This is a genomic window from Kitasatospora sp. NPDC059817, from assembly GCF_042731835.1.
Taxonomy (GTDB): domain Bacteria; phylum Actinomycetota; class Actinomycetes; order Streptomycetales; family Streptomycetaceae; genus Kitasatospora.
The window spans coordinates 1-25,174 of record NZ_JBHWIR010000115.1; the positions used below are offsets into that span (position 1 = coordinate 1).

30 protein-coding genes and 2 pseudogenes are annotated in these 25,174 nt (G+C 74.5%); 19 read left to right on the top strand and 13 right to left on the bottom strand.

What is annotated here, in order from left to right; translation table 11 throughout:
• Nucleotides 1-758 (top strand): annotated as a pseudogene (locus tag ACFV61_RS23120) (rRNA cytosine-C5-methyltransferase); the annotation flags it as partial.
• A gap of 60 nt (nucleotides 759-818) precedes the next feature.
• On the opposite strand, the gene ACFV61_RS23125 reads toward ACFV61_RS23120, so the two are convergent.
• Together ACFV61_RS23125 and ACFV61_RS23130 are read right to left on the bottom strand one after the other, a co-directional pair.
• Entirely contained in the window at nucleotides 819-1,289 is a 471-nt protein-coding gene (locus ACFV61_RS23125; RefSeq protein WP_063346747.1) for a hypothetical protein, read from the bottom strand.
• Nucleotides 1,290-1,411: 122 nt separating this feature from the next.
• Nucleotides 1,412-1,744, bottom strand: coding sequence for a sulfurtransferase TusA family protein (locus ACFV61_RS23130; protein ID WP_063346746.1), 333 nt, complete (start codon nucleotides 1,742-1,744; stop codon nucleotides 1,412-1,414).
• A 71-nt stretch (nucleotides 1,745-1,815) separates the two neighbouring features.
• Between ACFV61_RS23130 and ACFV61_RS23135 the strand changes: the two are divergent.
• Nucleotides 1,816-1,902, top strand: a pseudogene (locus tag ACFV61_RS23135) (GNAT family N-acetyltransferase); the annotation flags it as partial.
• Between the two features lie 47 nt (nucleotides 1,903-1,949).
• On the opposite strand, the gene ACFV61_RS23140 reads toward ACFV61_RS23135, so the two are convergent.
• The 4 genes from ACFV61_RS23140 to ACFV61_RS23155 form a co-directional block, all read right to left on the bottom strand.
• On the bottom strand, nucleotides 1,950-2,501 hold the full coding sequence (locus ACFV61_RS23140) for a MarR family transcriptional regulator (protein ID WP_380493657.1): 552 nt from the start codon (nucleotides 2,499-2,501) through the stop codon (nucleotides 1,950-1,952).
• 71 nt (nucleotides 2,502-2,572) lie between these two features.
• Complete coding sequence (locus ACFV61_RS23145; RefSeq protein WP_063346744.1) at nucleotides 2,573-2,926, bottom strand: DUF6204 family protein; 354 nt, start codon at nucleotides 2,924-2,926, stop codon at nucleotides 2,573-2,575.
• A gap of 109 nt (nucleotides 2,927-3,035) precedes the next feature.
• A complete protein-coding gene (locus tag ACFV61_RS23150) occupies nucleotides 3,036-3,737 on the bottom strand; it encodes an alpha/beta hydrolase (protein WP_380370758.1) in 702 nt (233 codons plus the stop codon).
• A 191-nt stretch (nucleotides 3,738-3,928) separates the two neighbouring features.
• On the bottom strand, nucleotides 3,929-5,386 hold the full coding sequence (locus ACFV61_RS23155) for a serine/threonine-protein kinase (RefSeq protein WP_063346742.1): 1,458 nt from the start codon (nucleotides 5,384-5,386) through the stop codon (nucleotides 3,929-3,931).
• Nucleotides 5,387-5,557: 171 nt separating this feature from the next.
• On the opposite strand from ACFV61_RS23155, the gene ACFV61_RS23160 reads away from it, so the two are divergent.
• Nucleotides 5,558-7,072 carry a PQQ-binding-like beta-propeller repeat protein gene (locus ACFV61_RS23160; RefSeq protein ID WP_380493658.1) on the top strand — a complete coding sequence of 505 codons (1,515 nt, stop codon included), beginning with the start codon at nucleotides 5,558-5,560 and terminating at the stop codon, nucleotides 7,070-7,072.
• A gap of 163 nt (nucleotides 7,073-7,235) precedes the next feature.
• Nucleotides 7,236-8,045, top strand: a complete 810-nt coding sequence (locus tag ACFV61_RS23165; protein ID WP_380493660.1) for an alpha/beta fold hydrolase — start codon at nucleotides 7,236-7,238, stop codon at nucleotides 8,043-8,045.
• A gap of 151 nt (nucleotides 8,046-8,196) precedes the next feature.
• Here ACFV61_RS23165 and ACFV61_RS23170 read toward each other — a convergent pair whose 3' ends face one another.
• Together ACFV61_RS23170 and ACFV61_RS23175 are read right to left on the bottom strand one after the other, a co-directional pair.
• A complete protein-coding gene (locus tag ACFV61_RS23170) occupies nucleotides 8,197-8,781 on the bottom strand; it encodes a hypothetical protein (protein WP_380493662.1) in 585 nt (194 codons plus the stop codon).
• A complete protein-coding gene (locus ACFV61_RS23175; RefSeq protein ID WP_380493676.1) occupies nucleotides 8,778-9,920 on the bottom strand; it encodes a serine hydrolase domain-containing protein in 1,143 nt (380 codons plus the stop codon). Before ACFV61_RS23175 ends, ACFV61_RS23170 begins: the two co-directional genes overlap by 4 nt.
• 268 nt (nucleotides 9,921-10,188) lie before the next feature.
• Between ACFV61_RS23175 and ACFV61_RS23180 the strand changes: the two genes are divergently transcribed.
• The gene (locus tag ACFV61_RS23180) at nucleotides 10,189-10,497 is read left to right on the top strand and encodes a transposase (protein ID WP_380493678.1); all 309 of its coding nucleotides are present in this window, start codon (nucleotides 10,189-10,191) and stop codon (nucleotides 10,495-10,497) included.
• Here ACFV61_RS23180 and ACFV61_RS23185 read toward each other — a convergent pair.
• The 5 genes from ACFV61_RS23185 to ACFV61_RS23205 form a co-directional block, all read right to left on the bottom strand.
• On the bottom strand, nucleotides 10,460-11,665 hold the full coding sequence (locus ACFV61_RS23185; protein WP_380493664.1) for a cytochrome P450: 1,206 nt from the start codon (nucleotides 11,663-11,665) through the stop codon (nucleotides 10,460-10,462). The genes ACFV61_RS23180 and ACFV61_RS23185 overlap by 38 nt on opposite strands.
• 91 nt (nucleotides 11,666-11,756) lie before the next feature.
• A complete protein-coding gene (locus tag ACFV61_RS23190) occupies nucleotides 11,757-11,975 on the bottom strand; it encodes a ferredoxin (protein WP_363372684.1) in 219 nt (72 codons plus the stop codon).
• An 84-nt stretch (nucleotides 11,976-12,059) separates the two neighbouring features.
• Nucleotides 12,060-12,473: a hypothetical protein gene (locus ACFV61_RS23195; RefSeq protein WP_380493666.1), complete on the bottom strand. Its 414-nt coding sequence runs from the start codon at nucleotides 12,471-12,473 to the stop codon at nucleotides 12,060-12,062.
• A 136-nt stretch (nucleotides 12,474-12,609) separates the two neighbouring features.
• Entirely contained in the window at nucleotides 12,610-13,254 is a 645-nt protein-coding gene (locus ACFV61_RS23200) for a TIGR03085 family metal-binding protein (protein ID WP_380334086.1), read from the bottom strand.
• Nucleotides 13,255-13,273: 19 nt separating this feature from the next.
• Entirely contained in the window at nucleotides 13,274-13,867 is a 594-nt protein-coding gene (locus ACFV61_RS23205; protein ID WP_380428820.1) for a hypothetical protein, read from the bottom strand.
• Nucleotides 13,868-14,083: 216 nt separating this feature from the next.
• On the opposite strand from ACFV61_RS23205, the gene hisI reads away from it, so the two are divergent.
• From hisI to lgt, 14 genes are all read left to right on the top strand, one after another.
• Nucleotides 14,084-14,455: a phosphoribosyl-AMP cyclohydrolase gene (hisI, locus tag ACFV61_RS23210; protein ID WP_063347172.1), complete on the top strand. Its 372-nt coding sequence runs from the start codon at nucleotides 14,084-14,086 to the stop codon at nucleotides 14,453-14,455.
• Nucleotides 14,456-14,503: 48 nt separating this feature from the next.
• Nucleotides 14,504-16,027: an anthranilate synthase component I gene (locus ACFV61_RS23215; RefSeq protein ID WP_380493668.1), complete on the top strand. Its 1,524-nt coding sequence runs from the start codon at nucleotides 14,504-14,506 to the stop codon at nucleotides 16,025-16,027.
• 66 nt (nucleotides 16,028-16,093) lie between these two features.
• On the top strand, nucleotides 16,094-16,594 hold the full coding sequence (locus ACFV61_RS23220; protein WP_380493670.1) for a Uma2 family endonuclease: 501 nt from the start codon (nucleotides 16,094-16,096) through the stop codon (nucleotides 16,592-16,594).
• Nucleotides 16,591-17,193: a TIGR02234 family membrane protein gene (locus ACFV61_RS23225; protein WP_063347170.1), complete on the top strand. Its 603-nt coding sequence runs from the start codon at nucleotides 16,591-16,593 to the stop codon at nucleotides 17,191-17,193. Before ACFV61_RS23220 ends, ACFV61_RS23225 begins: the two co-directional genes overlap by 4 nt.
• Nucleotides 17,194-17,404: 211 nt before the next feature.
• On the top strand, nucleotides 17,405-17,659 hold the full coding sequence (locus tag ACFV61_RS23230) for an HGxxPAAW family protein (RefSeq protein ID WP_380334098.1): 255 nt from the start codon (nucleotides 17,405-17,407) through the stop codon (nucleotides 17,657-17,659).
• Nucleotides 17,660-17,794: 135 nt separating this feature from the next.
• The gene (locus ACFV61_RS23235) at nucleotides 17,795-18,238 is read left to right on the top strand and encodes a DUF2752 domain-containing protein (protein WP_380493671.1); all 444 of its coding nucleotides are present in this window, start codon (nucleotides 17,795-17,797) and stop codon (nucleotides 18,236-18,238) included.
• A 347-nt stretch (nucleotides 18,239-18,585) separates the two neighbouring features.
• A complete protein-coding gene (trpC, locus tag ACFV61_RS23240) occupies nucleotides 18,586-19,392 on the top strand; it encodes an indole-3-glycerol phosphate synthase TrpC (protein ID WP_063347167.1) in 807 nt (268 codons plus the stop codon).
• Between the two features lie 9 nt (nucleotides 19,393-19,401).
• Nucleotides 19,402-19,551, top strand: a complete 150-nt coding sequence (gene trpM / locus ACFV61_RS23245; protein WP_167745855.1) for a tryptophan biosynthesis modulator TrpM — start codon at nucleotides 19,402-19,404, stop codon at nucleotides 19,549-19,551.
• Nucleotides 19,552-19,598: 47 nt separating this feature from the next.
• A complete protein-coding gene (gene trpB / locus ACFV61_RS23250) occupies nucleotides 19,599-20,870 on the top strand; it encodes a tryptophan synthase subunit beta (RefSeq protein ID WP_380493673.1) in 1,272 nt (423 codons plus the stop codon).
• Between the two features lie 2 nt (nucleotides 20,871-20,872).
• Entirely contained in the window at nucleotides 20,873-21,682 is an 810-nt protein-coding gene (gene trpA / locus ACFV61_RS23255) for a tryptophan synthase subunit alpha (protein ID WP_063347165.1), read from the top strand.
• Nucleotides 21,683-21,893: 211 nt separating this feature from the next.
• Entirely contained in the window at nucleotides 21,894-22,142 is a 249-nt protein-coding gene (locus ACFV61_RS23260; protein ID WP_380428827.1) for a hypothetical protein, read from the top strand.
• A gap of 200 nt (nucleotides 22,143-22,342) precedes the next feature.
• Complete coding sequence (locus ACFV61_RS23265; protein WP_079135521.1) at nucleotides 22,343-22,861, top strand: MauE/DoxX family redox-associated membrane protein; 519 nt, start codon at nucleotides 22,343-22,345, stop codon at nucleotides 22,859-22,861.
• 68 nt (nucleotides 22,862-22,929) lie between these two features.
• Nucleotides 22,930-23,793, top strand: a complete 864-nt coding sequence (locus ACFV61_RS23270) for a thioredoxin domain-containing protein (RefSeq protein ID WP_063347163.1) — start codon at nucleotides 22,930-22,932, stop codon at nucleotides 23,791-23,793.
• 143 nt (nucleotides 23,794-23,936) lie between these two features.
• Nucleotides 23,937-25,037 (top strand): prolipoprotein diacylglyceryl transferase, encoded by a 1,101-nt coding sequence (lgt, locus tag ACFV61_RS23275; RefSeq protein ID WP_380493675.1) that lies wholly within the window; start codon nucleotides 23,937-23,939, stop codon nucleotides 25,035-25,037.
• Nucleotides 25,038-25,174 lie beyond the last annotated feature (137 nt).

A 25,174-nucleotide genomic window follows, 5' to 3' on the forward strand; every position in this document is an offset into this window, starting at 1 on the left:
TCGCCGCCGCGCGGCCCGAGGCCGAGCCCGGCCGCTGGTCCCCGTTCGCGCTGCGGCTCGCCGAAGGCGGCGACCCGGGCTCGCTGGAGGCCGTCCGGGACAACCGGGCGGGCGTCCAGGACGAAGGCAGCCAGCTGGTCGCCCTCGCCCTGGCCAACGCCCCGCTGGACGGACCGGACCGGCTCTGGCTGGACGGCTGCGCCGGCCCCGGCGGCAAGGCCGCGCTGCTCGCGGCGCTGGCCGCCGAACGCGGCGCCGGGCTGGTCGCGAGCGAGAAGCAGCCGCACCGCGCGCGGCTGGTCGCCCGGGCGCTGGAGGGCAACCCCGGCCCGTACACGGTGATCACCGCGGACGGCACCCGCCCGGCCTGGCGCTCCGGCGGCTTCGACCGGGTGCTGGTCGACGTGCCGTGCTCCGGCCTGGGCGCCCTGCGCCGCCGCCCCGAGGCGCGCTGGCGCCGCCGCCCCGCCGACGTCGCGGCCTTCGGCCCGCTCCAGCGGGACCTGCTGCGCTCGGCGATCGACGCCACCCGGGTCGGCGGAGTCGTCGGGTACGCGACCTGCTCGCCGCACCTCGCGGAGACCCGGGCCGTCGTGGACGACGTGCTGCGGGCCGAGGGCGGCCGGGTCGAGTGGATCGACGCGCGCCCGCTGCTGCCCGGCGTCCCCGCGCTCGGGGACGGGCCGGACGTGCAGCTCTGGCCGCACCTGCACGGGACGGACGCGATGTACCTGGCGCTGCTGCGGCGGACGGCGTGATCCGCTGATCCGGTGATCCCGTGATCCCGTGATCCCGCGACCCGGTGGGGGGCGGTGCGCTCAGCCGGGTGAGGGGGGCTGCGGCCGGGCGGGCGGGGGGCCGGGGAGGTCGGTGAGGAGGGCGTGGGCCTGGGCGCGGAGGCGGTCGACCGGGGGGTCCTCGCAGATCACCTCCAGGCCGAGCCCGCTCGCCTGCCCCCGGTGGTAGTACGACTGGTAGGCGAGGTAGGGGCGGTGGCCGTCGGTGGGGTCCAGCCCGACGGCGAGCGTCGCGAAGTGGGTGCGCTCGTTCTCGGTGCGCTCGAACTCCGTCCGGGAGAGCTGCCATTCGAACTCGTACGGCTCCGGATCGGACGGCAGGTCCAGCAGTGCCTGGGCGAGCCGGCGGACGTCCTCCGGCCCGGCGAACGGGAGCGACTCGGACCAGCGGGGCGCGGCGGCGAGTAGTTCCCAGCCGCCGCCGTTGCGGCTGACGGACAGTGCCCACTCGCCGTCCTGGTCGTGCCAGTGGCAGCTGAGGATCGGATCCATGGTGGTCAACCTCCTTGTGAGGCTTGGCCGTTCGGCTCTCCCCATCGTGGCACACCGGACCGCCGAAGGGAGCCGGGCGGGGCGGCCGGCGGGGGCGCGTGGGGATTTCGGGCTGGGGGTGGTCAGTCGGTGGCCGGGTCCGGCGCGGGGTGCCAGGGGCGGTCGGCGCGGGTCGGGCGGGCTGCGGCGGTGAGGCGCAGGGCGTACACCTCGCGGTCGGTGGCCGGGTGCGGGACGGGGCCGAGGTAGTCGTGGCCGGTCAGGTGGCACCAGGCGGGCAGGTCGAGGGGGGCGGCGGGGTCGGTGGTGTGGATGTGCACCACCGCGCCGGCCGGCAGGTCGGCGATCCGGGCGCGCAGGCGCAGCAGCAGTTGGACGCAGAGCAGGCCGGTGCCGTCGACGGTCAGGTCGGGGGCGGGCTCCTGGCCGGGCTGCTGCCCGGGGGTGTGGGTCATGGGGTTGCTGCCCTTCGCGGTGGTGCGGCGGTGCCGGGGTGCAGGGCTCAGCCTAGGCGCCGGGCCGGGGCGAGGCGCTGATGGCTCTCGCCCTGGACCCGGAGCGGCACCCGTTGCCGTCCGGGACGGTGCGGTACGCGGCGCCGTTCGGGATCTAGCAGTTTCGTAGTCGGACGGTTCGACAGTCCGACGGTTCAACAGTCCGCTAGTCGCGGGCTGTGGCCGCCCCCGGCCGCGGGTCGGGGGCGGTACCGCCGAGGCGGGTGAGCAGGACGGCGAGGCGGTCGAGGTCGTCGGGGCTCCACTGGTCGGCGGCGAAGAGCTCGGCCGCGACCTTCCGGGCCGTGTACAGCATCTCGGCGAGTCGTTCGCGGCCGGTCGGCGTCAGGGCCGCGTAGGCGACCCGGGCGTCGCGGGCCGCCGCCTCCCGGCTCACCAGACCGATCCGCTCCAGCGGCGCCAGTCCGCGGGTGACGCCCGAGGCGGTGACGCCGAGGGCCTCGGCGAGGTCGACCCGGCGCATCCGGCCGCCGGGGGCGTGGCCGAGGTGGAGCAGCAGGGTGAAGTCGGACAGGCTCACGCCGTGCAGGCGGCTGAGGCCCGCGTCGAAGCGCTTGGCCACGGCGGCCTGGGCGCGGACCAGCCGCAGGGCGGTGTCCAGCGGGTCGGGTCGGGTGCCCGGGTGTGGGTCGGCCTGTGGGTTGGCCTGCGGGTCGGCCGGTGGGTTCGTGTGCGGGTTGGCGTGCGGGTCTGTCATTGCTACCTCCTTGACTACTCAAGCATACCGGTGCGGTGAGCCGTCAAGGAGGTAGCGGGAGGGGGAGGGGGCTAGCCGGCGTTGGCGGCGCGGCGCTGCCGCTTGCCGAGCGGTGCCTGCGAGAGGTCCTCGGCCTGGGAGCGCAGGTTCTTGTAGCCGTAGCCGCGCTCGGCCAGCCAGGCCCGCGCCGCCTGCTCGGCCCGCTCGGCGGCCGCCAGGATGTCCTCCTCCGCCTCGCCCGAGTCGAGGAAGCGGAAGGTGAAGGCGGCCCGCGCGCCGAGGTCGTAGCTGAGGTGTCCCTCGCGGGTGAAGGCCGCGCGCAGCACGTCGTGTTCGGGCGCGCGGGCGAGGAGTTCGGCGTGCTGCTCGGCGCTGAGGCCGTCGAAGACGCCGCGCACCATGATGCGGAAGGTTCGAGTGGTCATCCCCCGACCATAGGCAAGGCGGGCGGTCGACCGCCAACCCGATTTCGTGCCGCTGGTCGGATCCCGGTGGCCGGGTCCCGCTGGTCGACCGCGGGTTCCGGGGTTTCGCCTAGGCGCGCCGGGTGGGCAGGCGGGTGCAGACGGTGCCGGAGGCGAGCGGGGCCGGTTCGGCCTTGAGGGTGTCGAGGGTGAAGTCCGTGGTGAGGGCGCTGATGTCGGCGGTCTGCCGGATGAGGTAGTGGTTGGCGCCGGGGGCTTCGTAGCGGGCGAGGTCGGGGACGACCGGGCGGGCCCGCAGGGCGTATTCGAGGGACTGGTTGGCGTTGGCGGCGCTGTGGTCGCCGGTGCCGTGGACGATCAGGACGCGCCGGCCGGCGAGGTGGTCGACGGGGTCGCCGCTGGGCAGCCAGGGCGCGATGCCGGCGACGCCGACGACGTTCGGGTGCCCGGCGCACCAGAAGGCGGCGCGCCCGCCGAGGGAGTTGCCGATGAGGACGACGGGTACGTCGCCGTAGCGGCGGGCGAGTTCGTCGAGGGCCCAGCGGGTGTCGACGGCGGTGTCGGCGTCGGTGCCGTTCCAGCCGCTGTAGCGGTAGCGCAGCAGGTGGACGGCGAGGCCGTGCGGGCGGCCGCGGTCGGCGAGTTCGGCGGTGAGGCGGCGCAGGCCCAGTTCGGCGACCTTCAGCGGTCCGCGCCGGCTGCGCAGGAACCCGCCGGGCAGCAGCAGGGCGACGGCTTCGACCCGCCCCGTCCCGTCGTCGCCGAGTCGTGGGGTCAGTTGTGCGGTGCGCGGCCGCTGCGCCTGGAACACGCGAAATCCTTCCCTGGTGTCTACCTGCGGATTCTACGGTTCCGTGGGCGGGTCGCGGTGCGTGAGCAGGGGCCGCAGGGCCCAGCCGGTGGCGCGGGGGCGGGGCCCGCGTGGACTGGGCCTGGCGGGCCGACTCGCCTCCGGGTACGAGGCGTTGGGGCGGGGCGTCGGGGCGGGGCGTCGGGGCGAGGTCAGGAGGGGCGGCCCGGCTGGTCTCCGCCGCCGGTGGAGCGGCTCCGGCCGGAGAGCAGGTCCTGCATGCTCGGGAGCTTCCGGCGCTGCGAGCCGGTTTGCGCGCCGCTCTGGGAGCCGGTTTGCGTGCCGGCCGGCGGGGCGATCGAGCGGCGGGGTTCGGTGGCCGGGCCGAGGCCGGCCTTGGCGGCCGCGTCGGCGAGGAAGTCGGAGGCCTGGCGGCGGGCGTTGTCGACCGTGCGGCGCAGGCTCTCGGCGTCGTTGCGCAGCTTGTCGGTCTGCCGGCGCAGCAGGTCGGTGCGCTGTTCGGCCTCGGTGAGCTGCTTGAGGCTGGCGGCCGCCCGGGCGGCGGCCTCCCGTTCGAGCTCCTCGCCGCGTTGCTGGGCGTCGGTGACGATCTGTTGCGCCCGGGCCTCGGCGTGGGCCCGCTGGTCGGCGAGGTCCTGGTCGAGCTGGCGGCGCCGCTGGGCGATGCTGGTCTCGAACTGCAGCGCGACCTGGGCGGCCTGGTCGCGGGTGTGCTGGAACAGCGCGTCCGCCTCCCGTCGGCGGGCGAGGACGTACGGGTCCTCCTCGGCGGCGGGGACGTCCCGGACGGTGGCGTGGTAGCCGGCCGGAGGCTGTTCGGCCTGCTCGGCGAGGTGGAGCAGGCGTTGGGCGACCTGGTCGGCGTGTGGCGGCCGCCGGTCGGGGTCCTTGGCGAGCAGTTCGAGGACGAGGGTGTCGACGTCGGCGGGCAGGCCGGGTCGCAGGGTGCCGGGGGCGGCGGGGTGGACCTCGCCGTGCTGGCGGATGAGTTCGTAGAGGGTGCCGCGGAACGGCGTGCGGCCGGTGAGGAGTTCGTACAGGAGGCAGCCGAAGGCGTAGAGGTCGGAGCGGGCGTCGAGGCCGCGGCTGTCGAAGCGTTCGGGGGCCATGTAGGCGGGGGTGCCGACGATGACGTTGGTGCTGGTGATGCCGTCGTCGGCGGTGCCGACCCGGGCGATGCCGAAGTCGACGACCTTGACCTCGCCGGAGGACTGGATCATCACGTTGGCCGGTTTGACGTCCCGGTGGACGACGCCGGCCCGGTGGGCGGTGGCGAGGGCCTGGGAGATCTGGACGGCCCAGGTGAGGGCCTGGCGCAGGGGCAGCGGCCCGTCGCCGAGGTGGCGGCTGAGCGGGGCGCCGTCGAGCAGTTCCATGACCAGGAAGTAGAACGGCCGGCCGGCCTCGTCGTGTTGGCCGAAGTCGTGCACGGTGACGATGGACGGGTGGTTGAGCGCGCCGGCGGTGGCCACCTCGCGGACGAACCGGGCCGCGTCCTTGGGGGTGTTGTTGCTGCCGGGGAGCATCACCTTGACGGCGACGAGCCGTTGGATCCGCGCGTCGCGGGCCTTCCAGACCGCGCCGAAGGCGCCCTCGCCGATCTGCTCGACCAGCTCGTACCGCCCGTCGAGTACGTCGCCCGGCTGCATCCCCGCCCCTTTCGTGCCCCGGTGCCGCGCCCCGGCCCCCGGGCCAACCTACCGTCCGTCGGTGGGGCCGGGAGTTTTCCGTTGTCTTTGTTCAGGATCCAGCGAGGCTCTGCGATCATCCGATGATCGTCGCTCATGCGGTGGGCGGCGCTTGACGGGGGAGTGACCGACATGGCCGAGGGGCCCGTGGACAGTGCCGCCGGGACCGGGTGGGCCCGCAGGTCCGTCCGCCTCGCCAGGGGCGGGTTCGCGATGGACAAGGAGGCCTGGATGGTGGTCTCCGGCGGGGTGCTGGGGGCCATGTTCGCGAGCATGGGCCTGGCCGTGCTGATCGGGCCGTCCCAGGGGTACGGCGGCGAGAGCCTCGACTTCATGGGCATCGTCAGCATCCTCGGCCTGATGCCCTGCGGGGCCGGCCTGCTGTGGGCGCTGCTCCACCCCCGGCGCGGCTTCCCCGCGGTCGCCGTCGGGATCCTGTTCGGGCTCGCCGTGTTCGTCTCCTTCGCCGGGACCGGCCTCAACGACGCCTGGGAGGCGCCGCTGGACCGGCCGTCGTCGATCCGCGCCGTCGGCAGCTGGACCAGCGGGGACGTGGTGGTGCGGGTCCGGCCCGACCAGGTGGTGGCCTACCGCGGCGCCACCGGGCAGGTCGCGTGGCGGTGGACGCCGCCGGGCGAGGACTCCGTCTGCGCCATGAGCCGCGGGACGGGCCACGGCCTCGGACTGCTCGGCCACTCCCCGCACGACCGGCCGTGCGCGGCGGTGACTGCGCTCAACCTCGCCAACGGCACGGCCGCCTGGACCGCCGCGGCGGACGCGCCCGGCCGCGTCGGGGACACGGCGGCGCCCGATCTGCTCGCCGTCGCCGGGGACGAGGCCGTCCTCCAGGAGCGGACCGGCTGGCGCGCGGTGCACCTGGCCGACGGGCGCGCTTCCTGGCGCGGCGACGCGGACGCCGGCTGCGCGCCGTTGCAGGTGGCGGGCGGGGCGGCGGAGGTGGTGACGGTCGCGCAGTGCGGCGACGCCGCGCCGGTGCTGCGGTCGCTGGCCCCGGCGGACGGGCAGGAGCGGACCCGGGTCGCCCTGCCGGTCACCGGCGGGCTGAAGGACGTCGCGGTGGTCTCCACGGAGCCCCTCGCGGTCTGGGTCGACGCGCAGGGCGAGCGCGGGACGCACGCCGTCCTCAGCTTCGACGGGGCGGGGCGGCAGCGGGCGTCGATCCCGGTCGCGGGGGACGAGTACGACCTCGACGTCATGCTGGGCGGTGCCCACGCCTACGACGCGTTCGCCGCCCGTCCGCTGTTCGGCGGGGTGGTCGTCGGCGACCAGCTGATCGTCCCCGGCGAGAAGCCGGACGACGTCCGGATCAGCGGGGGGAAGAACCCCAGCCGCATCGCCACCGGGCGCCTGGTCGCCTATTCGCTCGCCGACGGCGGGAAGCGCTGGACGTCCGGGCTGGACGACCAGGTGACGGGGCTGCTGGTGGACGGCGCGTCGGTGTGGGCGCTGACCCGGGACAAGCTGACCCGGGTCGACGCCGCGACCGGGCGGAAGAGCAGTGAACTGGACGTCAACGACTCGAAGTCCGTCCACCCGGTGGACCTGTCGGTCTCCGGGCCCGGCCGGTTCACGGTGGTGGCGGAGGACGGCACGCGGGACGAGCCGCCGGCCCGGGGCATGGGCTGAGCCTGCGGGGCCTGCGGGGGCTGCGGGGCCTGAGCCGAGCCCTTCCGGAGCCCTTGGCCGCCCGCTGTTCGTCACGCTCGGTCACGGCGGCGGCCCGGGGGTGCCGCCCCGAGCGGCTGTGTCAGGCTGGTGGGGGAGCACCGCCGAGATCGGGAGGCTCATGATGGCCGAGATCAGGGTGAACGGGGTGTCGCTGCACTACGAGGCCCGTGGCGAGGGGCCCGGCGTCGTCCTGGTGCACGGCTCGTGGAGCGACGCCGACAGCTGGGCCCGCGTGATGCCGGGCCTGGCCGAGTCGACCACCGTCGTCGCCTACGACCGGCGGGGCCACAGCCGCAGTGAGGACCCGCTCACCCAGGGTTCGGTCTACGAGGACGCGGCCGACCTGGCCGGACTGATCGACGGGCTCGGACTCGCGCCGGCGTTCGTCTGCGGGAACTCGTACGGTTCGCTGATCACGCTGCGGCTCGCCGCCGCCCGGCCCGACCTGCTGCGGGGGATCGCCGTGCACGAGCCGCCCGGCGCCGGCATCCTGCTCGCCGACCCCGAGTTGCGGCCGGTCGCCACCGCGCTCGCCGACCGGATCGCCGCCGTCCGGGAACTGCTGGAGCAGGCCGAGTCGGCCGCGGCGGCGGAGCTGTTCGTGGAGACGGTCACCTTCGGGCCGGGGGCCTGGGCGCAGCTGCCCGCGCCGGTGCGGCACACGTACGTGCGCAACGCGCCGACCTACCTGGACGAGCTGCGGGACCCGGACGCCCTGGACCTCGACCTGACCGCGCTGGCCCGCTTCACGGAACCGGCCCTGCTCACGCAGAGTGACAACAGCCCGCCGATGTACGGCGAGGTGCTGGACATCATCGACCTCACCCTGGCGAAGGTGGAACGGCACCTGTACCCCGGTGCCGGCCACGCACCGCACCTGTCGCAGCCGGAGGAGTGGGTGCGGGTGGTGCTGCCGCGCGCCCTGGCGTGAGCCCCCGCTCCGGGGGTGCGCCCACTTCGGGGGCGCGCCCGGCCCGTTGCGCGCGGGGGCGCAGCGGGCCGAGTGCAACGGGCCGGTCGCAGCGGGCCGAGTGCAACGGGCCGGTCGCAGCGGGTCGAGCGCAACGGGCCGGGCGTGCACGTCAGTTGGGCGAGGCGCCCCAGCCGTCGTCCGGGAGGGTGCGGTCCGGCTCGGGGCAGTCGGTGTGGTCGTAGCCCCACAGCAGGGCCTTGTTCAGCAGCCAGTCCTCGGGCGGCGGCGCGTCACCGCCCTCGCGGTCCGCGTGGCCGTCGCGGTCGGTGAGGACGAACGCCACCCGGACCTCCTCGGCCACCGCCACCTCCAGGGTGCGCTGGTCGGGGACGTTCTCGTACGTCACGGTCTCCCAGCGGCAGCCGGCGGCGGTCAGCGCGGCGATCAGGGCCGACTCGGCGACGTGCGTGTCGAGCGTCATCAACCCGCCGCCGGCCAGCGGGAGTTCGAGTTCGCCGTGCCACACGGGCAGGGACAGCGACTGGAGCCGGCGGCAGCGGCAGAACACCGTCTGCACGTCGCCCCAGCTGAAGCCGTGCGGCCAGCGGGACTCGCGGTGGATCCGCCCGCCGTCCCAGGGGTCGCCGTAGTGGGCGGCGAGTTCGGGCAGCGAGGCGTTGTAGCGCAGCCCGTCCGGGCCGTCCAGGCCGCCGGTGGCCGCCAGCGCGGTGAGCCGCGCGAGGAAGTCCGTCACCCCAGGCACCCGCGCACCGCCTCGATCAGCCGGTTGGCGCGGGCGTCGCCGTGGCCGATCATCCGGTTGGCGACGTAGCCGAAGCCGACGCCGAACTCGTCGTCCCCGAAGGCGAACTGGCCGCCCGCGCCGTCGTTGCCGAAGCTGCGCTCGCCCAGCAGCGGGCGGAAGGCGGGGGAGTCGAGCAGCAGGCCGGAACCCCAGCGGGCGCCCATGTCGAAGCCCAGGAAGCCCGCACCGGAGGAGACTTCGCGCACCGCGTCGGTGACGGTCTCGTGCGAGAGCAGGCGCGGGCCGCCGTCCAGGCCGGTCGCGGCCGCCGCGTACAGCCCCGCCAGCCCGGTGGCGGAGGCGACCGCGCCCGCGCCGGGCAGCTCGATCGCGTGCAGGGCAGGGTCGTTCCAGCCGTGCGGCACGTCCAGGCCGGGGAAGACCAGGGCGCCGTTCATCGTCACGATCCGGGTCAGCAAGTGCTCCGGGCCGGGCATCGGGCGGCGGCCCTCCGCCTCCACCAGCCGGGCCAGGCGCGGGAGTTCGCTCTCCGGCAGGCCGATCCAGACCGGCAGGCCGAGCGGCTCGGCGATCTCCTTGCGGAGGAACGCGCCCGGCGTGAGCCCGGTGGTCCGGCGGATCACCTCGCCGACCGCGAAGCCCAGGACGTGGCCGTGGTACTCGTAGGCCGTGCCGGGCTCCCAGAGCGGCTCCTGCTCCTCGATCGCGCGGACGACGGGAGCCCAGGCGGCGATCTCCTCGAAGGAGAGCGCCGCGTCCAGGGCCGGGATGCCCGCGCGGTGGCCGAGGATCATGCGGGTGGTGATGTCCTGCTTGCCGTGGCGGGCGAACTCGGGCCAGTAGCGGGCGATCGGCGCGTCGAGGTCGAGGCGGCCCTGCTGGGCGAGCAGGTGGGTGCTGATGCTCACGGGGCCCTTGGCGCAGGAGAAGACCGGGACGACGGTGTCCTGCGTCCAGGCCCGGCCGGTGCGTTCGTCGGCCGTCCCGCCCCACAGCTCGACGACCTTGCGGCCGCCGGCGAACACCGTGACGGCGGAGCCGAGTTCGGGGAACTCGGCGAAGTTCCGGGCGAAGACGTCCGCCACGGCGCCGAACCGTTCGTCGGCCCAGCCCTGGTACTGCTGCATGGTGTCCAGCCCCGTCCTCTGGTCCTCGTGGGGTCGCTGCCCCAAGATCGTCGACCGGACCACGGTACGGCGTCGGGCCGCTCGGCACGACCCGTTTCCCGACCATCGGTCGGGGCGGCCCTCGTCGGGCGGGGAGCCGTCGTCGGGCATGAGGGTGGACGACTGGGGAGAGGGCTCGGAGTGGATCGCGAAGCACTGGACGCGCTGACCGCGCTGTGGTCCCAGCGGTGGCCTCAAAGGGGCGGACGGCCGGTGCCGCCCGCTGTCCCTGGTCGTCACGCCGGGGCAGCGGGCGGACTGCACGCAGTTCGAGCCGGTACCGGAGAAGATCCGTGTCCCGCGGACAGGGCCGGGCAGGCCCCGGAAGACGCCCGACAGCGTGGCCGCCGACAAGGCCTACAGCAACGGCCCGTGCCGCGCCTACCTGCGCAGGCGCGGCATCCGGCGCACGATCCCGGAGAAGGCGGACGGTCAGGCCGCCCGCCTGCGCAAAGGCTCACGCGGCGGGTGCCCGGTGAGAGTTCTCCATCGGGCCCCGCTCACCAGGTCACGGGCAGTGACCGCATCCCGTAGATGAACGACTCGGTACGGAACTCGCGCTCGCCGGCCAGCCGCAGCCCCGGCAGCCGGCGGAACAGCGTCTCCAGGGCGATCTGGAGTTCGGCGCGGGCCAGCGGCTGGCCCAGGCACTGGTGCACGCCGAAGCCGAACGCCAGCTGCCGCCGGGCGTCCCGGTACAGGTCCAGCTCGTCCGTCGCCCGATGGCCGGCGCCGCCGAACACCGCCTCGTCCCGGTTGGCGGTGGAGAGCATCGCCATCACGCCCTCCCCGGCCCGGACGGTGACGCCGCCCAGCTCCACGTCCTCCAGCGCCACCCGGGGCAGGCCGGTGTGCACGATGGTCAGCAGCCGCAACAGCTCCTCCACCGCGCCCGGCAGGGTGGCCGGGTCGGCCAGGCCGGGGATCTGCTCGGGGTGCTCCAGCAGCAGCGCGGTCGACAGCGCGATCATGTTCGCGGTCGTCTCGTGCCCGGCGACCAGCAGCAGCACGCTCATGGCGGCCGCGTCGTCCGAGGTCAGGTCGTCCCGCGCCGCGAGTCGGCTGAGGACGTCGTCCTGCGGCTGTGCGCGCTTGCGGGCCGTCAGGTCGCGCAGGTAGTGCAGGATTTCCTCCTGGGCCTCCCGGAGCTGCTCCACGGTGCTCTCCTGGCTGAGCATCGTGCGGCTCAGGTTCTGGAAGCGGTCGTGGTCCTCGTACGGCACGCCGAGCAGCAGGCAGATCACCAGCGAGGGCACCGGCAGCGCGAAGTCGGTGACCAGGTCGGCCGTGGTCCGGCCCGCGGTCATCCGGTCCAGTGCCTCGTCCACGATCAGCTGGATCTCCGGGCGCAGCGCCTCCACCCGCTTGACCAGGAATTCCCCGGTGAGCATGCGGCGCTGGCGGGCGTGCTCGGGGTCGTCGAGCCGCAGGAAGTCCGGATTGTCGGTGATCAGCTCGCGAGCGCCGGCGACCAGCAGCGGGAAGGACGGGTGGCGTATGTCGGCACTGAACCGGCGGTCGGACAGCACGGTGCGGACCTCGGCGAAGCCGGTGACCAGCCAGCAGAGGTCGCCGTCGGGCAGCTCGGCCCTGGTCACCGGCCCGGTGGCGGCGGCCTCGGGGTACGCGGGCGGCGGGCCGAAGGGGCAGCCGCCGGAGTGCCGGGCCGGCAGTGGGAGGACGGGGGTGGTGGGTGCGGTGGTCAAGGCGGGGGTCTCCTCACGTCGCGGGTGTTCTCGTGGGGTTCGGGGCCCGGGAAGGTTCCCGGCGGCCTGCGGGGCCGGCGGCGGGGGTCCGTCAGGCCCCGGTCCGCGCGGGCTCGTCCCCGGTGACGGTGATCGCCCGGCCCGGGCAGAGCTCGGAGGCGAGTCTGACGTCGTCGAACTGCTCGGGCAGCACGACGGTCTGACGGAGCATCACGAGACTGTCCCGGTCGTCCTGGTCGAAGACCGCGGGGGCGTTCATCACGCACATGCCGGAGCTGCAGCAACGGTCCCGGTCGACGCTCACCTGCATGTCGGGCACCTTTCGCCAGGGCGGCGCCGACTGCCCGGCGGCCGCCTCTCGTTGTCACGGTCAACCTAGCCATCGCTGGTCCGTTCACGGAGGGGTACGGTGGCCGGATCGAGAATGGCTGATTCGGCCCCTGTATGTGAACCCCCATTGCGGCGCTATGCGTTTCAGTCCGCGGTACTTCGCCGGACGGGTCGGCGGACCCGGCCGCGCGGACGGCCTCACACGCCCTTCGGAGGTGGCCAACTCCCGTACGGAGGCCACCGTGTCGGCCTCGGCGGCGCTCTTGTCCGGCCGGTAGCGCACCACCCGGGCGAACCGCAGGGCCAGCCCGGTGGGGTGGCGGGGGCTGCGCCGGAGGCCGTCGAAGGCGACCCCGACGACCAGTTCCGGCCGGACCAGCACCGTCCGGGCGTCCCGCCCGGTCTCCCGGGCGAGCAACTCGGCGGTCTGCCAAACGAGCGTCCGGTCGGTCAGCCCCTTGAAGGTCGTGCCGAGCATCACCCACGGGCCGAGCCCCGGCTCGGGGGGCGCCCCCCGGGGGCGGCCGGGGCCCCCCCCGGGCGCCCGCGGGGGGGGGGGCGCGCGCCCGCCCCGCGCGGTGCGGCGCCCCCCCCCCGCTTCATTTTTCTCTCTTTTACCGCGCGGGTAGGGGGAGGACGTGGCGGAGGGCTTCGAGGGCGTCGGGGGAGCCGTCTGTGGTGAGGGTGGTGTGGGTGCCGCGGCCGTAGGTGAAGAGGACCAGGTCGCCTGGTTCGCCGGTGAGTTGGACGGTGGGGGAGCCGGCGGGGCCGACGGTGAGGGACTGGCCGTCGGGGCGGCGCAGGGTCAGGCGGACGGGGGAGCGGCGGCCGGCTTCCAGGCGGGCCAGCAGCGGCAGGCGGCGCCACAGGGCTTCGGCGCGGCCGGCGGGCACCGGGGAGGGCGTCCAGTCGTCGGCGGCCCGCAGGACGTCCTCGGCGTGCACGTAGTACTCGACGGTATTCGCGGCCTCGTCGGCGCCGGGCAGGGCGAACAGGGAGAACACCGGCGGGCCGGAGCGGAAGAGCTTCAGCAGTTCCTCGTACGGGCGCTCGGCGTACGCGGACTGCACCCGGTGGGTCCAGTCGGCGAGGGCGCCGACCCGGATGCCAGCCGCCGCGTCGGCGCGGCGTTCCCGGATCACCAGGTGGGCGGCGAGGTCGCGGGTGGTCCACCCGGCGCAGAGGGTGGGGGCGTCCGGCCCGGCGGCGGCCAGGAGTGCGGCGAGGCGGTGGCGTTCGGCGAGGGCGTGGTTCGACATGGCGCCACGATAGAGGCTGTCAGTGCAGGTTGCCGGTGAGCTTGGGGCCGCCCTGCTTGTTGGAGGCCGTCAGGGTGCAGGTGTAGTCCCGCCAGCCCTGCTGGTAGTTGGCCTGGGCGGGGCCGAACTGGCGGCCGTAGTACGTCTTCCCGTCGTTCTGGCGGGCCTTGGCGGCGGCCTCGGCCTCCTTGCAGCCCTCGCGCATGGCGAGCGAGATCGGGATCTCGCCGGTCAGGCCGTCGGCCAGTTTCAGGTCGGCGATCACCTGGCCGTCGTGCTCGCCGGTGCAGGGGCGCTCCTCGGCCTTGGTGATCACCGGGCTGAGCTGCGGGTGGTCGAAGCAGGCGCCGACCGGGAAGAAGGCGTACGGCGGGGCCTTGGTCGGGGTGGGTGTCGGCGTGGGGGTGGGTGTCGGCGTGGGGGTGGGTGTCGGGGTCGGGGTGGCCGTGGGGGTGGGCGGGGGTGGCGAGGCGGCGGGCTTGCGCTCCTCCGGCCAGAGCAGGACGGTGGCCACCACCGCGAGCAGCACGGCCAGGACGGCCACGACGGCGAGGACCAGGCCCCGGGACGGGCGGGGGTCGGCGGCTGCGGGCGGCTGCTGCTCGGAGGTCATGGCCATGAGGATGGCCCACGCGGGGCCCGCCCGGCAGGCGGTTGGCCGAAATCGCCCCTTTACGGCGAGGTTCAGGGTGGGGCGGGATAGGCTCCCCGGCCGCACGGATCCAGCCCGGAGGTAGTCAGTGCACCGCGTAGGGCCCACCGCACAAGGCGCACGGCACAGGGCGCACGGCGCATCCGGGGCTGCGGGCCGGACTGCAACAATGGCCCCATGTCCACCACACCCGCCACCCCCGGCACCACCGCCCTGGCCCCCGAGATCGCCGCGCGCCTCAAGCGCACCGAGGACGGCCTGCTCCCGGCGATCGCGCAGCAGTACGACACCGGCGAGGTGCTGATGCTGGGCTGGATGGACGACGAGGCGCTGCACCGCACGCTCACCACCGGCCGCTGCACCTACTGGAGCCGCAGCCGCCGCGAGTACTGGGTGAAGGGCGACACCTCCGGCCACGCCCAGGCGGTCAAGTCGGTGGCGCTGGACTGCGACGGCGACACCCTGCTGGTGAAGGTCGACCAGACCGGTGCCGCCTGTCACACCGGCGACCGCACCTGCTTCGACGCCGACGTGCTCCCGCTCGCCTGACCCCTCCTCCTGCTCCTCCTACCGGATCTCCAGAAGGTGCCGCTCGCCATGGATCTCGAAGCCTTCCGCAAGCTCGCCGTCGACACCCGGGTCATCCCGGTCACCCGCAGGCTCCTCGCGGACGGTCTCACCCCGATCGGCCTGTACCGCAGCCTCGCCGAGGAGCGGCCCGGCACCTTCCTGCTGGAGTCCGCCGAGCAGGGCCGCAGCTGGTCGCGCTACTCCTTCGTCGGCGTCCGCAGCGCCGCCGTCCTCACCGTCGGGGAGGACGGCGAGGCCCGCTGGCTGGGCACCCCGCCGGTCGGCATCCCGACCGGCGGTGACCCCTTGCAGGTGCTGCGCGCCGCGCTGGAGGCGCTGCACACCCCGCGCCGCGACGACGACGGCCTGCCGCCGCTCACCGGCGGCCTGGTCGGCTACCTGGGCTACGACGTCGTCCGCCGCCTGGAGAAGCTGCCCGACCTCAACCCGGACGACCTGCGGCTGCCCGAGCTGACCATGATGCTCGCCACCGACCTCGCCGTGCTCGACCACGTCGACGGCACGGTGCTGCTGATCGCCAACGCCGTCAACCACAACGACCTGGCCAGCGGCGTGGACGAGGCCTACGCGGACGCGGTGGCCCGGCTGGACGCCATGGAGGCCGACCTGCTCAAGCCGGTCGACCCGGGCCTGGCCACCTTCACCCCGGCCGGGCCGGGCGAGGCCCGCTCCCCGTTCGGCGGCGCGCCGTACCGGGCGGCGGTGGAGGTGGTGAAGGAGCGGATCCGGGCCGGCGAGGCCTTCCAGGTCGTCCCCTCGCAGCGCTTCGAGGCGCCCTGCCCGGCCTCGGCGCTGGACGTCTACCGCGTGCTGCGCACCACCAACCCCAGCCCGTACATGTACCTGTTCCGCTTCCCGGGGTCGGACGGCACCGCCGAGGGCGGCTTCGACGTGGTCGGCTCCAGCCCGGAGGCGCTGGTCAAGGTGACCGCCGGCGAGGCGATGGTGCACCCGATCGCCGGGACGAGGCACCGCGGCGCCACCCCGCACGAGGACGCGGCGCTGGCTGCCGAACTGCTCGCCGACCCCAAGGAGCGGGCCGAGCACCTGATGCTGGTCGACCTGGGCCGCAACGACCTCGGCCGGGTCTGCGAGCCGGGCAGCGTGGAGGTGGTCGACTTCATGCACATCGAGCGTTACAGCCACGTGATGCACATCGTCTCCACCGTCACCGGCCGGGTGGCGCCCGGGCGGACCGCCTTCGACGTGCTGACCGCCTGCTTCCCGGCCGGCACCCTGTCCGGCGCGCCCAAGCCCCGCGCGATGCGGATCATCGAGGAGCTGGAGCCCACCCGCCGAGGCCTGTACGGCGGCTGCGTCGGCTACCTGGACTTCGCCGGGGACTCCGACACCGCGATCGCGATCCGCACCGCCGTGCTGCGCGACGGCACCGCCTTCGTGCAGGCCGGCGCGGGCGTGGTCGCGGACTCCGACCCGCACGGGGAGGACACCGAGTGCCGCAACAAGGCGGCCGCCGTGCTGCGGGCCGTCGCCACCGCCAATACGCTGCGGACGCCGGAACTGTCGTAAGTCGTAAGTCGTGAGCCGTGAGCTGTAAGTCGTCAGTGTCGTGAGTCGTCGAGGGAGGCGGCCGGGATGTCCGAGGTGTCGCCCGACGAACTGCGGCGGGTGGTCGTGCTCGATGCGGCCGCCCAGATCGAGGACCAGCTGGGCGGGCACGGCCGGGTGCTGTCCGGCGCCGTGACCGACGTCCCGGCCGGGGCCCCCGACCTGATCCCCGACCTGACGGTGACCGCCCCGGGGACGGAGCCCGACGGCCGGGGCCGGTACGCCGGGCGCGACGTCGAGGCCGTCCTGGAGGTGGCCCGGCCGCACCTCGCCGAGGCGGCGCTGGCGTACGCGCGCAGCGGGATCCCGCTGTACGTGGTGGTCGATCCGGCGGCGGCGGCCTGCACCGTGCACACCGCGCCGTCCGCCGACGGCGGGTACCGGGAGGCGGAGCGGGTGCCGTTCGGCAACGACCTGTTCCTGCCGCTCGCCGGGCGGACGCTGGTGCTGCGGACGGACGAGTTCCCGGCCGGGCCGCCCACCCCGGGTGCGGGGCCGGACGCCGGGCGGGGGATAGTGGACGGGTGAGCGCACCTGACCAGACCCCCGTACCCGCCCCGCCGGCCCCCGCGGCGGGCCGCCGGACGCTCGGCGTGATGCTCCTGCTGACCGTGCTGAGCGCCGTGCTGGTGCTGACCGCCGTCGGCCGGGTCTGGGCCGAGGGCCGGGCCGGCACCCTGGCGGTGTCCGTCTCCGGCGGCGCGATCTCCGAACTCCCGGGCGGGCTGGCCCTGGTGGGGCTGGCGGCGGCCGTCGCGGTGTTCGCGGTGCGCGGCGCGGGCCGGCTCGCGGTCGGCGCGCTGACCCTGCTGGCGGGCCTCGGCGCGGCAGCCGCCTCGGCCGCGGGCGCCGGGGACACCGCCGCGCTGGACGCCGAGGCGGCCCGCAAGCTGGCGCTGTCCGGGTCGGCGGCCACCGAGGTCGGCCACACCGGCTGGCCCTGGGTGGCGCTGGCCGGCGGGCTGCTGCTGGCCGTCGCCGGGCTGCTCACCCTCCGCTACGGCCGGAGCTGGCCGGCCATGGGCAGCCGCTACGAGGCGCCCACCCGCAAGGCCCCGGCGAAGAGCGAGACCCCGGCCGACCTGTGGAAGGCGCTGGACCGGGGCGAGGACCCGACCACGGTCTGAGCGCCGGTCTTGAGCTCCGGGCCCGAGCGGGCCCGGGCTTTCGCCTCAGTAGGTCTCAGCAGCCCTCAACGGGCCCCGGCGGCGGTGTGACGCGATAGACCCGCCACCCGCTTTGGGTCGCCGGTGTGTGGCCCGGCACAATGGAACCCGTCAACCCGCCGGCGGCCCCGCAGGCCCGGCCGGGCCCCGAGAGGCTAGGAGCACCACTCAGATGGCAGCAGCAGCACACGGTCACACCACCGCCGCCTGGACCGGCGTGACCATCACGTTCATCGGTTTCGGGATCGCGGGGGTCGCGATGATCCTCCCGTCGGTGATGCTGGTCTGGGCCGGCATCGCGGTCATCCTGGCCGGCGGCGTGGTCGGCAAGGCGATGTCGATGGCGGGCATGGGCCAGCAGCCGAGCGCCAACGTGTACACCTCGCACGAGGAGCAGCGCGCGGCCCGGGCCGCCGTCGCCGCCTGACGACGGACTCCTCGCAGCAGTACGACTCGCAGGAGTACGACTCGTAGCAGTACCGACTTGTAGCAGTACCGAACGGCGGGCGCGCCACGCCCGCCGTTTCGTTCTGTCCGGGCCCGGCACGGGCAGAATCGGGGCGTGACCTCCGCCTCCACCACCTCCGCCCTGCCGCCCGTCCTGCGCCGGCTCGGCCCGCCGCTGGCCGCGCTGGCGGCGGTGGCCGTCCCCGCCGTCTACGTCGCCGCGGTGGACCCGAACACCCCCGGGCACTACCCCGACTGCCCCTTCCTGGCCGCCACCGGCTGGTGGTGCCCCGGCTGCGGGGGGCTGCGCTGCGTCCACGCGCTGGCCCACGGGGACTTCACCGGCGCGCTGCACGACAACGCCGCGGCCGTCCTGCTGTTCGGCGTCCTGGCGCTGCTGTGGCTGCGCTGGGCCTGGGCCGCGCTGACCGGCGCCGGGCTGCGGCCCAGGCCCCCGGTCGGGGCCCGGCGCTGGGTGCTGATCCTCCTGCTGCTGCTGGTGTTCACGGTGGTGCGCAACCTGCCCGTCGGGGCGGGGCTGGCGCCCCTGCTGGTTTGATCGCCCACGCCGACGGGTAGCGAGCCGCGCAGGCTCGCGCACCGGTCCACACCGGGGCCCGTACATCGGTCCACTTGGTCCGCACCGCGCGTTCGGGCACCGCCGGGGAACCGGTGAAACCGCAGTTGGGGGCTGCTCAGGGGGGCGTCCGGCACGCGAGACGCACACCGGGCGGATGCGCCCCGCGCCCCCGGGTGCCGATACCATCGAAGTGCCGCCGGGCCACCGCCCGGACGGCTCGTCGCCGGCGAACGAACAGAAATGTTGGGGGCACTTCGCGTGAGCGAGCGAACCATTGACAGGTGCGTGTTGCGCGCAGCGCCTGCTGAGCGAAGCGAGGTGTGCGCATGAGTGTGCTCGACACGATCATCGAGGGGGTCCGCGAGGACCTCGCCGAACGGCAGGCCCGGGTCTCCCTGGACCAGCTGAAGGAACTCGCCGCCAAGGCCCCCGAGGCGAAGGACGGCGTCGCCGCGCTCAAGGGCGACGGGGTCCGGGTGATCTGCGAGGTGAAGCGCTCCAGCCCGTCCAAGGGAGCCCTGGCCGCGATCGCCGACCCGGCCGCCCTGGCGAGCGACTACGCGGCCGGCGGCGCCGCCGCGATCAGCGTGCTCACCGAGCAGCGCCGCTTCGGCGGCTCGCTGGCCGACCTGGACGCCGTCCGCGCGGCGGTGGACACCCCGTTGCTGCGCAAGGACTTCATCGTCACCGCCTACCAGCTGTGGGAGGCCCGCGCGCACGGCGCCGACCTCGCGCTGCTGATCGTCGCCGCCCTGGACCAGTCGGCCCTGGTGTCGCTGATCGAGCGGGCCGAGTCGATCGGCCTCACCCCGCTGGTCGAGGTGCACGACGAGGAGGAGATCAAGCGCGCGGTGGACGCCGGGGCGCGGATCATCGGCGTCAACGCCCGCAACCTCAAGACCCTTGAGGTGGACCGCAACACCTTCGGCAACGTCGTCCACGCCATCCCGGACAGCGTCGTCAAGATCGCCGAGTCCGGCGTGCGCGGCCCGCTGGACGTGATCTCCTACGCCAACCTGGGCGCCGACGCCGTCCTGGTCGGCGAGTCCCTGGTGACCGGCAAGGACCCGCGCGCCGCGGTCGCCGACCTGGTCGCGGCCGGCGCCCACCCCGCCGTCCGGCACAAGGACTGACCCGCCGACATGAAGATCGCCACCCGCCTCGCCCCCGGTTGCCGCCCGCGCGGCTGCCGCGCGCCCGCACGCCGGGTGCTGGGGCGGCGGGTGCGCTATGTGATCGGCTGCGAGCCCGGGCAGGTGCCGGGCCGCCGATGGCGACGGACATCCGGCTGAGCCCAGCCACGAGACGTCCCTGTCGTCATCTTCCAAAGGACTCCACCATGTCCGACAAGTCCGCGAAGGACTACCTGCCCGGCGCCCAGGTGCCGGACGCCCGAGGCTACTTCGGTGCCTACGGCGGCCGCTTCATCCCCGAGGCGCTGGTCGCCGCGGTCGAGCAGGTCGCCGAGGAGTACGAGAAGGCCAAGGCCGACCCGGCCTTCGCCGCCGAACTCGACGGCCTGCTCAAGGACTACACCGGCCGCCCGAGCCCGCTGACCGACGTGCACCGCTTCTCCGCCGAGGCGGGCGGCGCGCGCGTCCTGCTCAAGCGCGAGGACCTGAACCACACCGGCTCGCACAAGATCAACAACGTGCTGGGCCAGGCCCTGCTCACCCGGCGGATGGGCAAGACCCGGATCATCGCCGAGACCGGCGCCGGCCAGCACGGCGTGGCCACCGCCACCGCCTGCGCCCTGTTCGGCTTCGACTGCACCATCTACATGGGCGAGGTCGACACCCAGCGCCAGGCGCTGAACGTCGCCCGGATGCGGATGCTCGGCGCCGAGGTGGTGTCCGTCACCTCCGGCAGCCGCACCCTCAAGGACGCCATCAACGAGGCGTTCCGCGACTGGGTCGCCAACGTGGACTCCACCCACTACCTGTTCGGCACCGTGGCCGGCCCGCACCCCTTCCCGATGATGGTCCGCGACTTCCACCGGGTCATCGGCATCGAGGCCCGCCAGCAGGTGCTCGACCGCACCGGGCGGCTGCCCGACGCCGTCGTCGCCTGCGTCGGCGGCGGCTCCAATGCGATGGGCATCTTCCACGAGTTCATCCCCGACGCCGGCGTGCGCCTGATCGGCTGCGAGGCCGCCGGCGAGGGCGCCGACACCCCCAAGCACGCCGCCACCCTCACCAAGGGCGACCCCGGCGTGCTGCACGGCTCGCGCACCTACGTCCTCCAGGACGAGGACGGCCAGACCATCGAGTCGCACTCCATCTCCGCCGGCCTCGACTACCCGGGCGTCGGCCCGGAGCACGCCTGGCTGAAGGACACCGGACGGGCCGAGTACCGCCCCGTCACCGACGACGCCGCCATGCAGGCGCTGCGGATGCTGTCCCGCACCGAGGGCATCATCCCGGCCATCGAGAGCGCCCACGCGCTGGCCGGCGCCCTGGAGCTGGGCCGCGAGCTCGGGCCCGAGGCCACCATCCTGGTCTCGCTCTCCGGGCGCGGCGACAAGGACATGCACACCGCGGCCGAGTACTTCGGCCTGTACGACGAGCCGGCCGGCGGCTCGGCCCACGACGCGGCCCACGGGGGTAAGTGACCATGGCATCGAAGCTCAGTGGCATCCTGGCGGCCGCCAAGGCCGAGGACCGCGCCGCGCTGATCGGCTACCTGCCGGGCGGCTTCCCGACCGTCGACGGCGGCATCCGGGCGATCAACGCGCTGATCGAGGGCGGCTGCGACATCGTCGAGGTCGGCCTGCCGCACTCCGACCCGGTCCTGGACGGCGCCGTCATCCAGACCGCCGACGACATCGCGCTGCGCGGCGGCGTGCGGATCAAGGACGTGCTGCGCACCGTCCAGGAGGTCGCCACCGCGCACCCCGAGGCGGCGGTGCTGGTGATGACGTACTGGAACCCGGTCGACCGCTACGGCACCGCGCGCTTCGCCGCCGACCTCGCCGCCGCGGGCGGCGCCGGCTGCATCCTGCCGGACCTGCCGGTGGAGGAGTCCGAGGAGTGGCGCAAGGCGGCGGACGAGCACGGGCTCGACACCGTGTTCGTGGTCGCCCCCAGCAGCAAGGACCCGCGCCTGGCCGAGGTCACCGCGGCCGGCAGCGGCTTCGTCTACGCGGCCGCCGTGATGGGCGTGACCGGGACCCGCGCCCAGGTCGGCTCGCTCGCCGAGGACCTGGTCGCCCGCACCCGGGCCACCACCGACCTGCCGGTCTGCGTCGGCCTCGGCGTCTCCACCCCCGCGCAGGCCGCGGAGGTGGCGGGCTTCGCCGACGGCGTGATCGTGGGCTCCGCGTTCGTGAAGCGGATCCTGGAGGCCGGTGACGACGAGGCGGCCGCGCTGGACGCGGTGCGCGCCCTGGCCGGCGAGCTGGCGGCGGGCGTCCGCCGGCGCTGACCCGTACGTCCTGACGGCCCGTCGCCCTTCGTGGGCGGCGGGCCGTCGCGTTTGCGTGCGCCCGGCTCGCCGGGCGGCGGCGCTCGCGCGGCCCCGAACGGGTGAACAGCGACGGGCACACGCATCAGCCGGGGTTGACCGGCGTTGAGTGGAGGGACGAGTGCACGAACGAGGTGCACGGGGGTTGCCGAGCGAGCGAAGGAGTGAGCCGGTGCCGGGTCTCCATCGGGCCGTTCTGCTGCGGGCGGCCGCCGCCGCGCTGGCGCTCGGCGCCGCCGTCGGCGCGCACACCGAGGTGGGACAGGCGCTGGCCAGGCGCGGTGCAGAGCGGGCCGTGCGGGACGCGTACGCCTGCGCCGAGGCGGCCCGCTGGAACGCCGCCGAACGGGCCGCCCACCCGCACCACGAGGGCCGCGCCGACCTGTTCGACCCCGGCCGTCCGCCCGGCTGCCGCTCCTGAGGGCCGTGCGGACCTGATCGACCACGGCCGTCCACGCGGCCACCCGCCCGGCCGTCCGCCCTTGAACGGACGTTCGCCGGATTCGGACACACCATCACCAGACGTCACCCATCCGGCTTAATTCCTGAATATGGAGGAACCGCCCTTCATCCCTTACGGTTCATCAGGAAGTGAACGAGTTTCCCGAGGGGGGTTCCCTGATGGCCGGCCCGGCAGCGCAGCCCGGTGACCCGGCGCCCGCGCCGCCCGCCCGGCGGCCGGTGCCGGCCTGGAGTCCGTGGCTGGGCACCGTCGTCCGGCTCGGCCTCGCGGTGGTCTGGGGCTGGGCCGGCCTGGCCAAGATCGCCGACCCGGCGGAGGCCGCCCAGGCCGTCCGCGCCTACGAGATCCTGCCCGAGGGCCTGGTCAAGCCGGTCGGCTACGCCCTGCCCTTCCTGGAGCTGGCGCTCGCCCTGCTGCTGGTGATCGGCCTCGGCGTCCGGATCGTCGCCGGCGTCTCCGCACTGCTGCTGCTCACCTTCATCGCCGGGATCGCCGCCGCCTGGGCTCGCGGCATCTCGATCGACTGCGGCTGCTTCGGCGGCGGCGGGCACGTCGACGCCTCGCAGACCGAGTACCTCCAGGAGATCCTGCGCGACACCGGGTTCCTCCTGCTGGCCGGGTGGCTGCTGTGGCGGCCCCGCACCAGGCTCTCGGCGGACGGCTGGCTGGCGAGCTGACCGGCCGGCCCCCGCCGCACCCCCACCCCACCCCACGAAGGCCCTCCCCGATTGTGGATGTCAAGGCAATGAGCGAGAAGAACCGAGAAGGCAAGCGCACCGCCCGCGAGCGGATGCTGGAGCAGCGGGCGGCCGACGAGGCCACGTCCAAGCGCAGGAAGAAGCTGTTGGTGGGCGGCGCGGTGCTCGTGGTGATCGCCGCCGCCGTGGTCACCGGCGTCGTGGTGCAGAACCAGCGCTCCAAGCCGGAGACCCCGGTCGCCGCCCCCGCCGGGACGATCGGCGACAAGAACCTGGTCATCCCGGCCGGCTCGGCCAACGCCCCGGCCGTCCTCACCGTCTACGAGGACCCGCGCTGCCCGGCCTGCGGGATCTTCGAGCGCGAGTTCTCCTCGACCGTCGACCAGTTGGAAGACGCCGGCAAGATCTACACCAACTACCACATCGTGTCGTTCATCGACCGGGCCGTCCCGGGCAAGGGCTCCAAGGCCGGCGCCAACGCGCTGGCCTGCGCCCAGGACGCCGGGCACTTCCGGGACTTCCACGACGTGCTGTACCGCAACCAGCCGGACGAGACCAGCGACGCCTTCGGCGACAAGGCCGTCCTGATCAACCTCGCCAAGCAGGTCAACGGCCTCGACACGCCCGCTTTCGAGGCCTGCGTCAACGACAACAAGTACGGCGGATGGGTGTCATCCGTGCAGCAGGACTTCGACAAGTCCAGCTACAAGTCCACCCCGACCGTGCTGCTCAACGGCCAGCCGGTCTACCCCAAGAACGGCGCCGAGGAGATCACCCCGGCGAACCTGGTGAAGTGGGTCGACGCCGCCAACCAGGGCAAGCAGCTGGGCACCGCGGGCTCCAACGGGCAGACCCCGGCGCCCACCAGCACCGCCTCGGAGGCCAACAACCCGTCGCCGACCGCGGGCTGAGCCCCGCCCACCGCCGGGTGACCGCCGCCGCCTCCTCCCCGTCCGGAGGGGGCGGCGGCGCCGTTCCCGGTGCCCGTTGTTCGGTATCTGTGACCCCGGGGGTGCCCAGCAGGGGCCGCAGACCCTGTAGCGTCGGAACCGCCATGGATATCGCCTACATTCCCAGCCCGTCGCGGGGCGTCCTGCACCTCGGACCGATCCCGCTGCGCGCCTACGCCTTCTGCATCATCCTCGGTGTCGTCGTAGCCGTCTGGCTCGGCAGCAAGCGCTGGGTCGCCCGGGGCGGTGCCAAGCACACGGTCGGCGACATCGCCGTCTGGGCCGTGCCCTTCGGCCTGGTCGGCGGCCGGCTGTACCACGTGATCACCGACCACCAGCTGTACTTCGGGGCCGGCAAGAACCCCTGGAACGCCTTCAAGATCTGGGAGGGCGGCCTCGGCATCTGGGGCGCCGTCGCGCTCGGCGCGGTCGGGGCCTGGATCGGCTGCCGCCGCCGGGGCGTGCCGCTGCCCGCGTACGCGGACGCCATCGCGCCGGGCATCGCGCTCGCGCAGGCGATGGGCCGCTGGGGCAACTACTTCAACCAGGAGCTGTACGGCCGGCCGACCACGCTGCCGTGGGGCCTGGAGATCGACAAGAAGCTGCCGGGCGGCGAGGTCGTCAAGGGCGTCTACCACCCGACCTTCCTGTACGAGTCGATCTGGTGCGTCGGGGTCGCGCTGCTGGTCATCTGGGCCGACCGCCGCTTCAAGCTGGGGCACGGCCGGGCCTTCGCGCTGTACGTGGCCGCGTACACGGTGGGCCGGTTCTGGACCGAGTGGCTGCGGATCGACGAGGCGCACGTCTACTTCGGCCTGCGGCTGAACGACTGGACGTCGATCGTGGTGTTCATCGGCGCCGTGGTCTACCTGGTGGTCGTCGGCAAGAAGCGGCCCGGTCGGGAGGACCCGGCGAGCATCGACCCGCTGGCCGACGAGGAGGGCGAGGCGCAGGGCCCGTCCGACAAGGCGGCGGCGTCCGAGAAGTCCGGCAAGGCTGCGGGGTCCGAGAAGTCCGGCAAGGCCGAGAAGGCGGGCAAGGCCTCCTCGGCGGAGAAGGCCGCCGGGAAGCCCGCGCCGTCCGAGAAGGTCGCCGGGGCCGGTGAGACCGCCGAACTGTCCCAGTCCGCGGACGAAAAGGCGGACGCGGAGGCAGCCCCCGAAGCCGTCGAGAGCGCCGACAAGAATGCCAAGAACCTGACCTGACCTGGGAGTTCCCCCCGCTTCGGCCGCCCGCGCGGCGGGGGGGGGCGGGGGGGCGGCCGCCGGGGGGGGGGCCCGGAGGTGGAGGGGGAGAAGAGGGCGGGACGGGCGGAGGCGGTGGGGTGTTAAAAAAAACAACA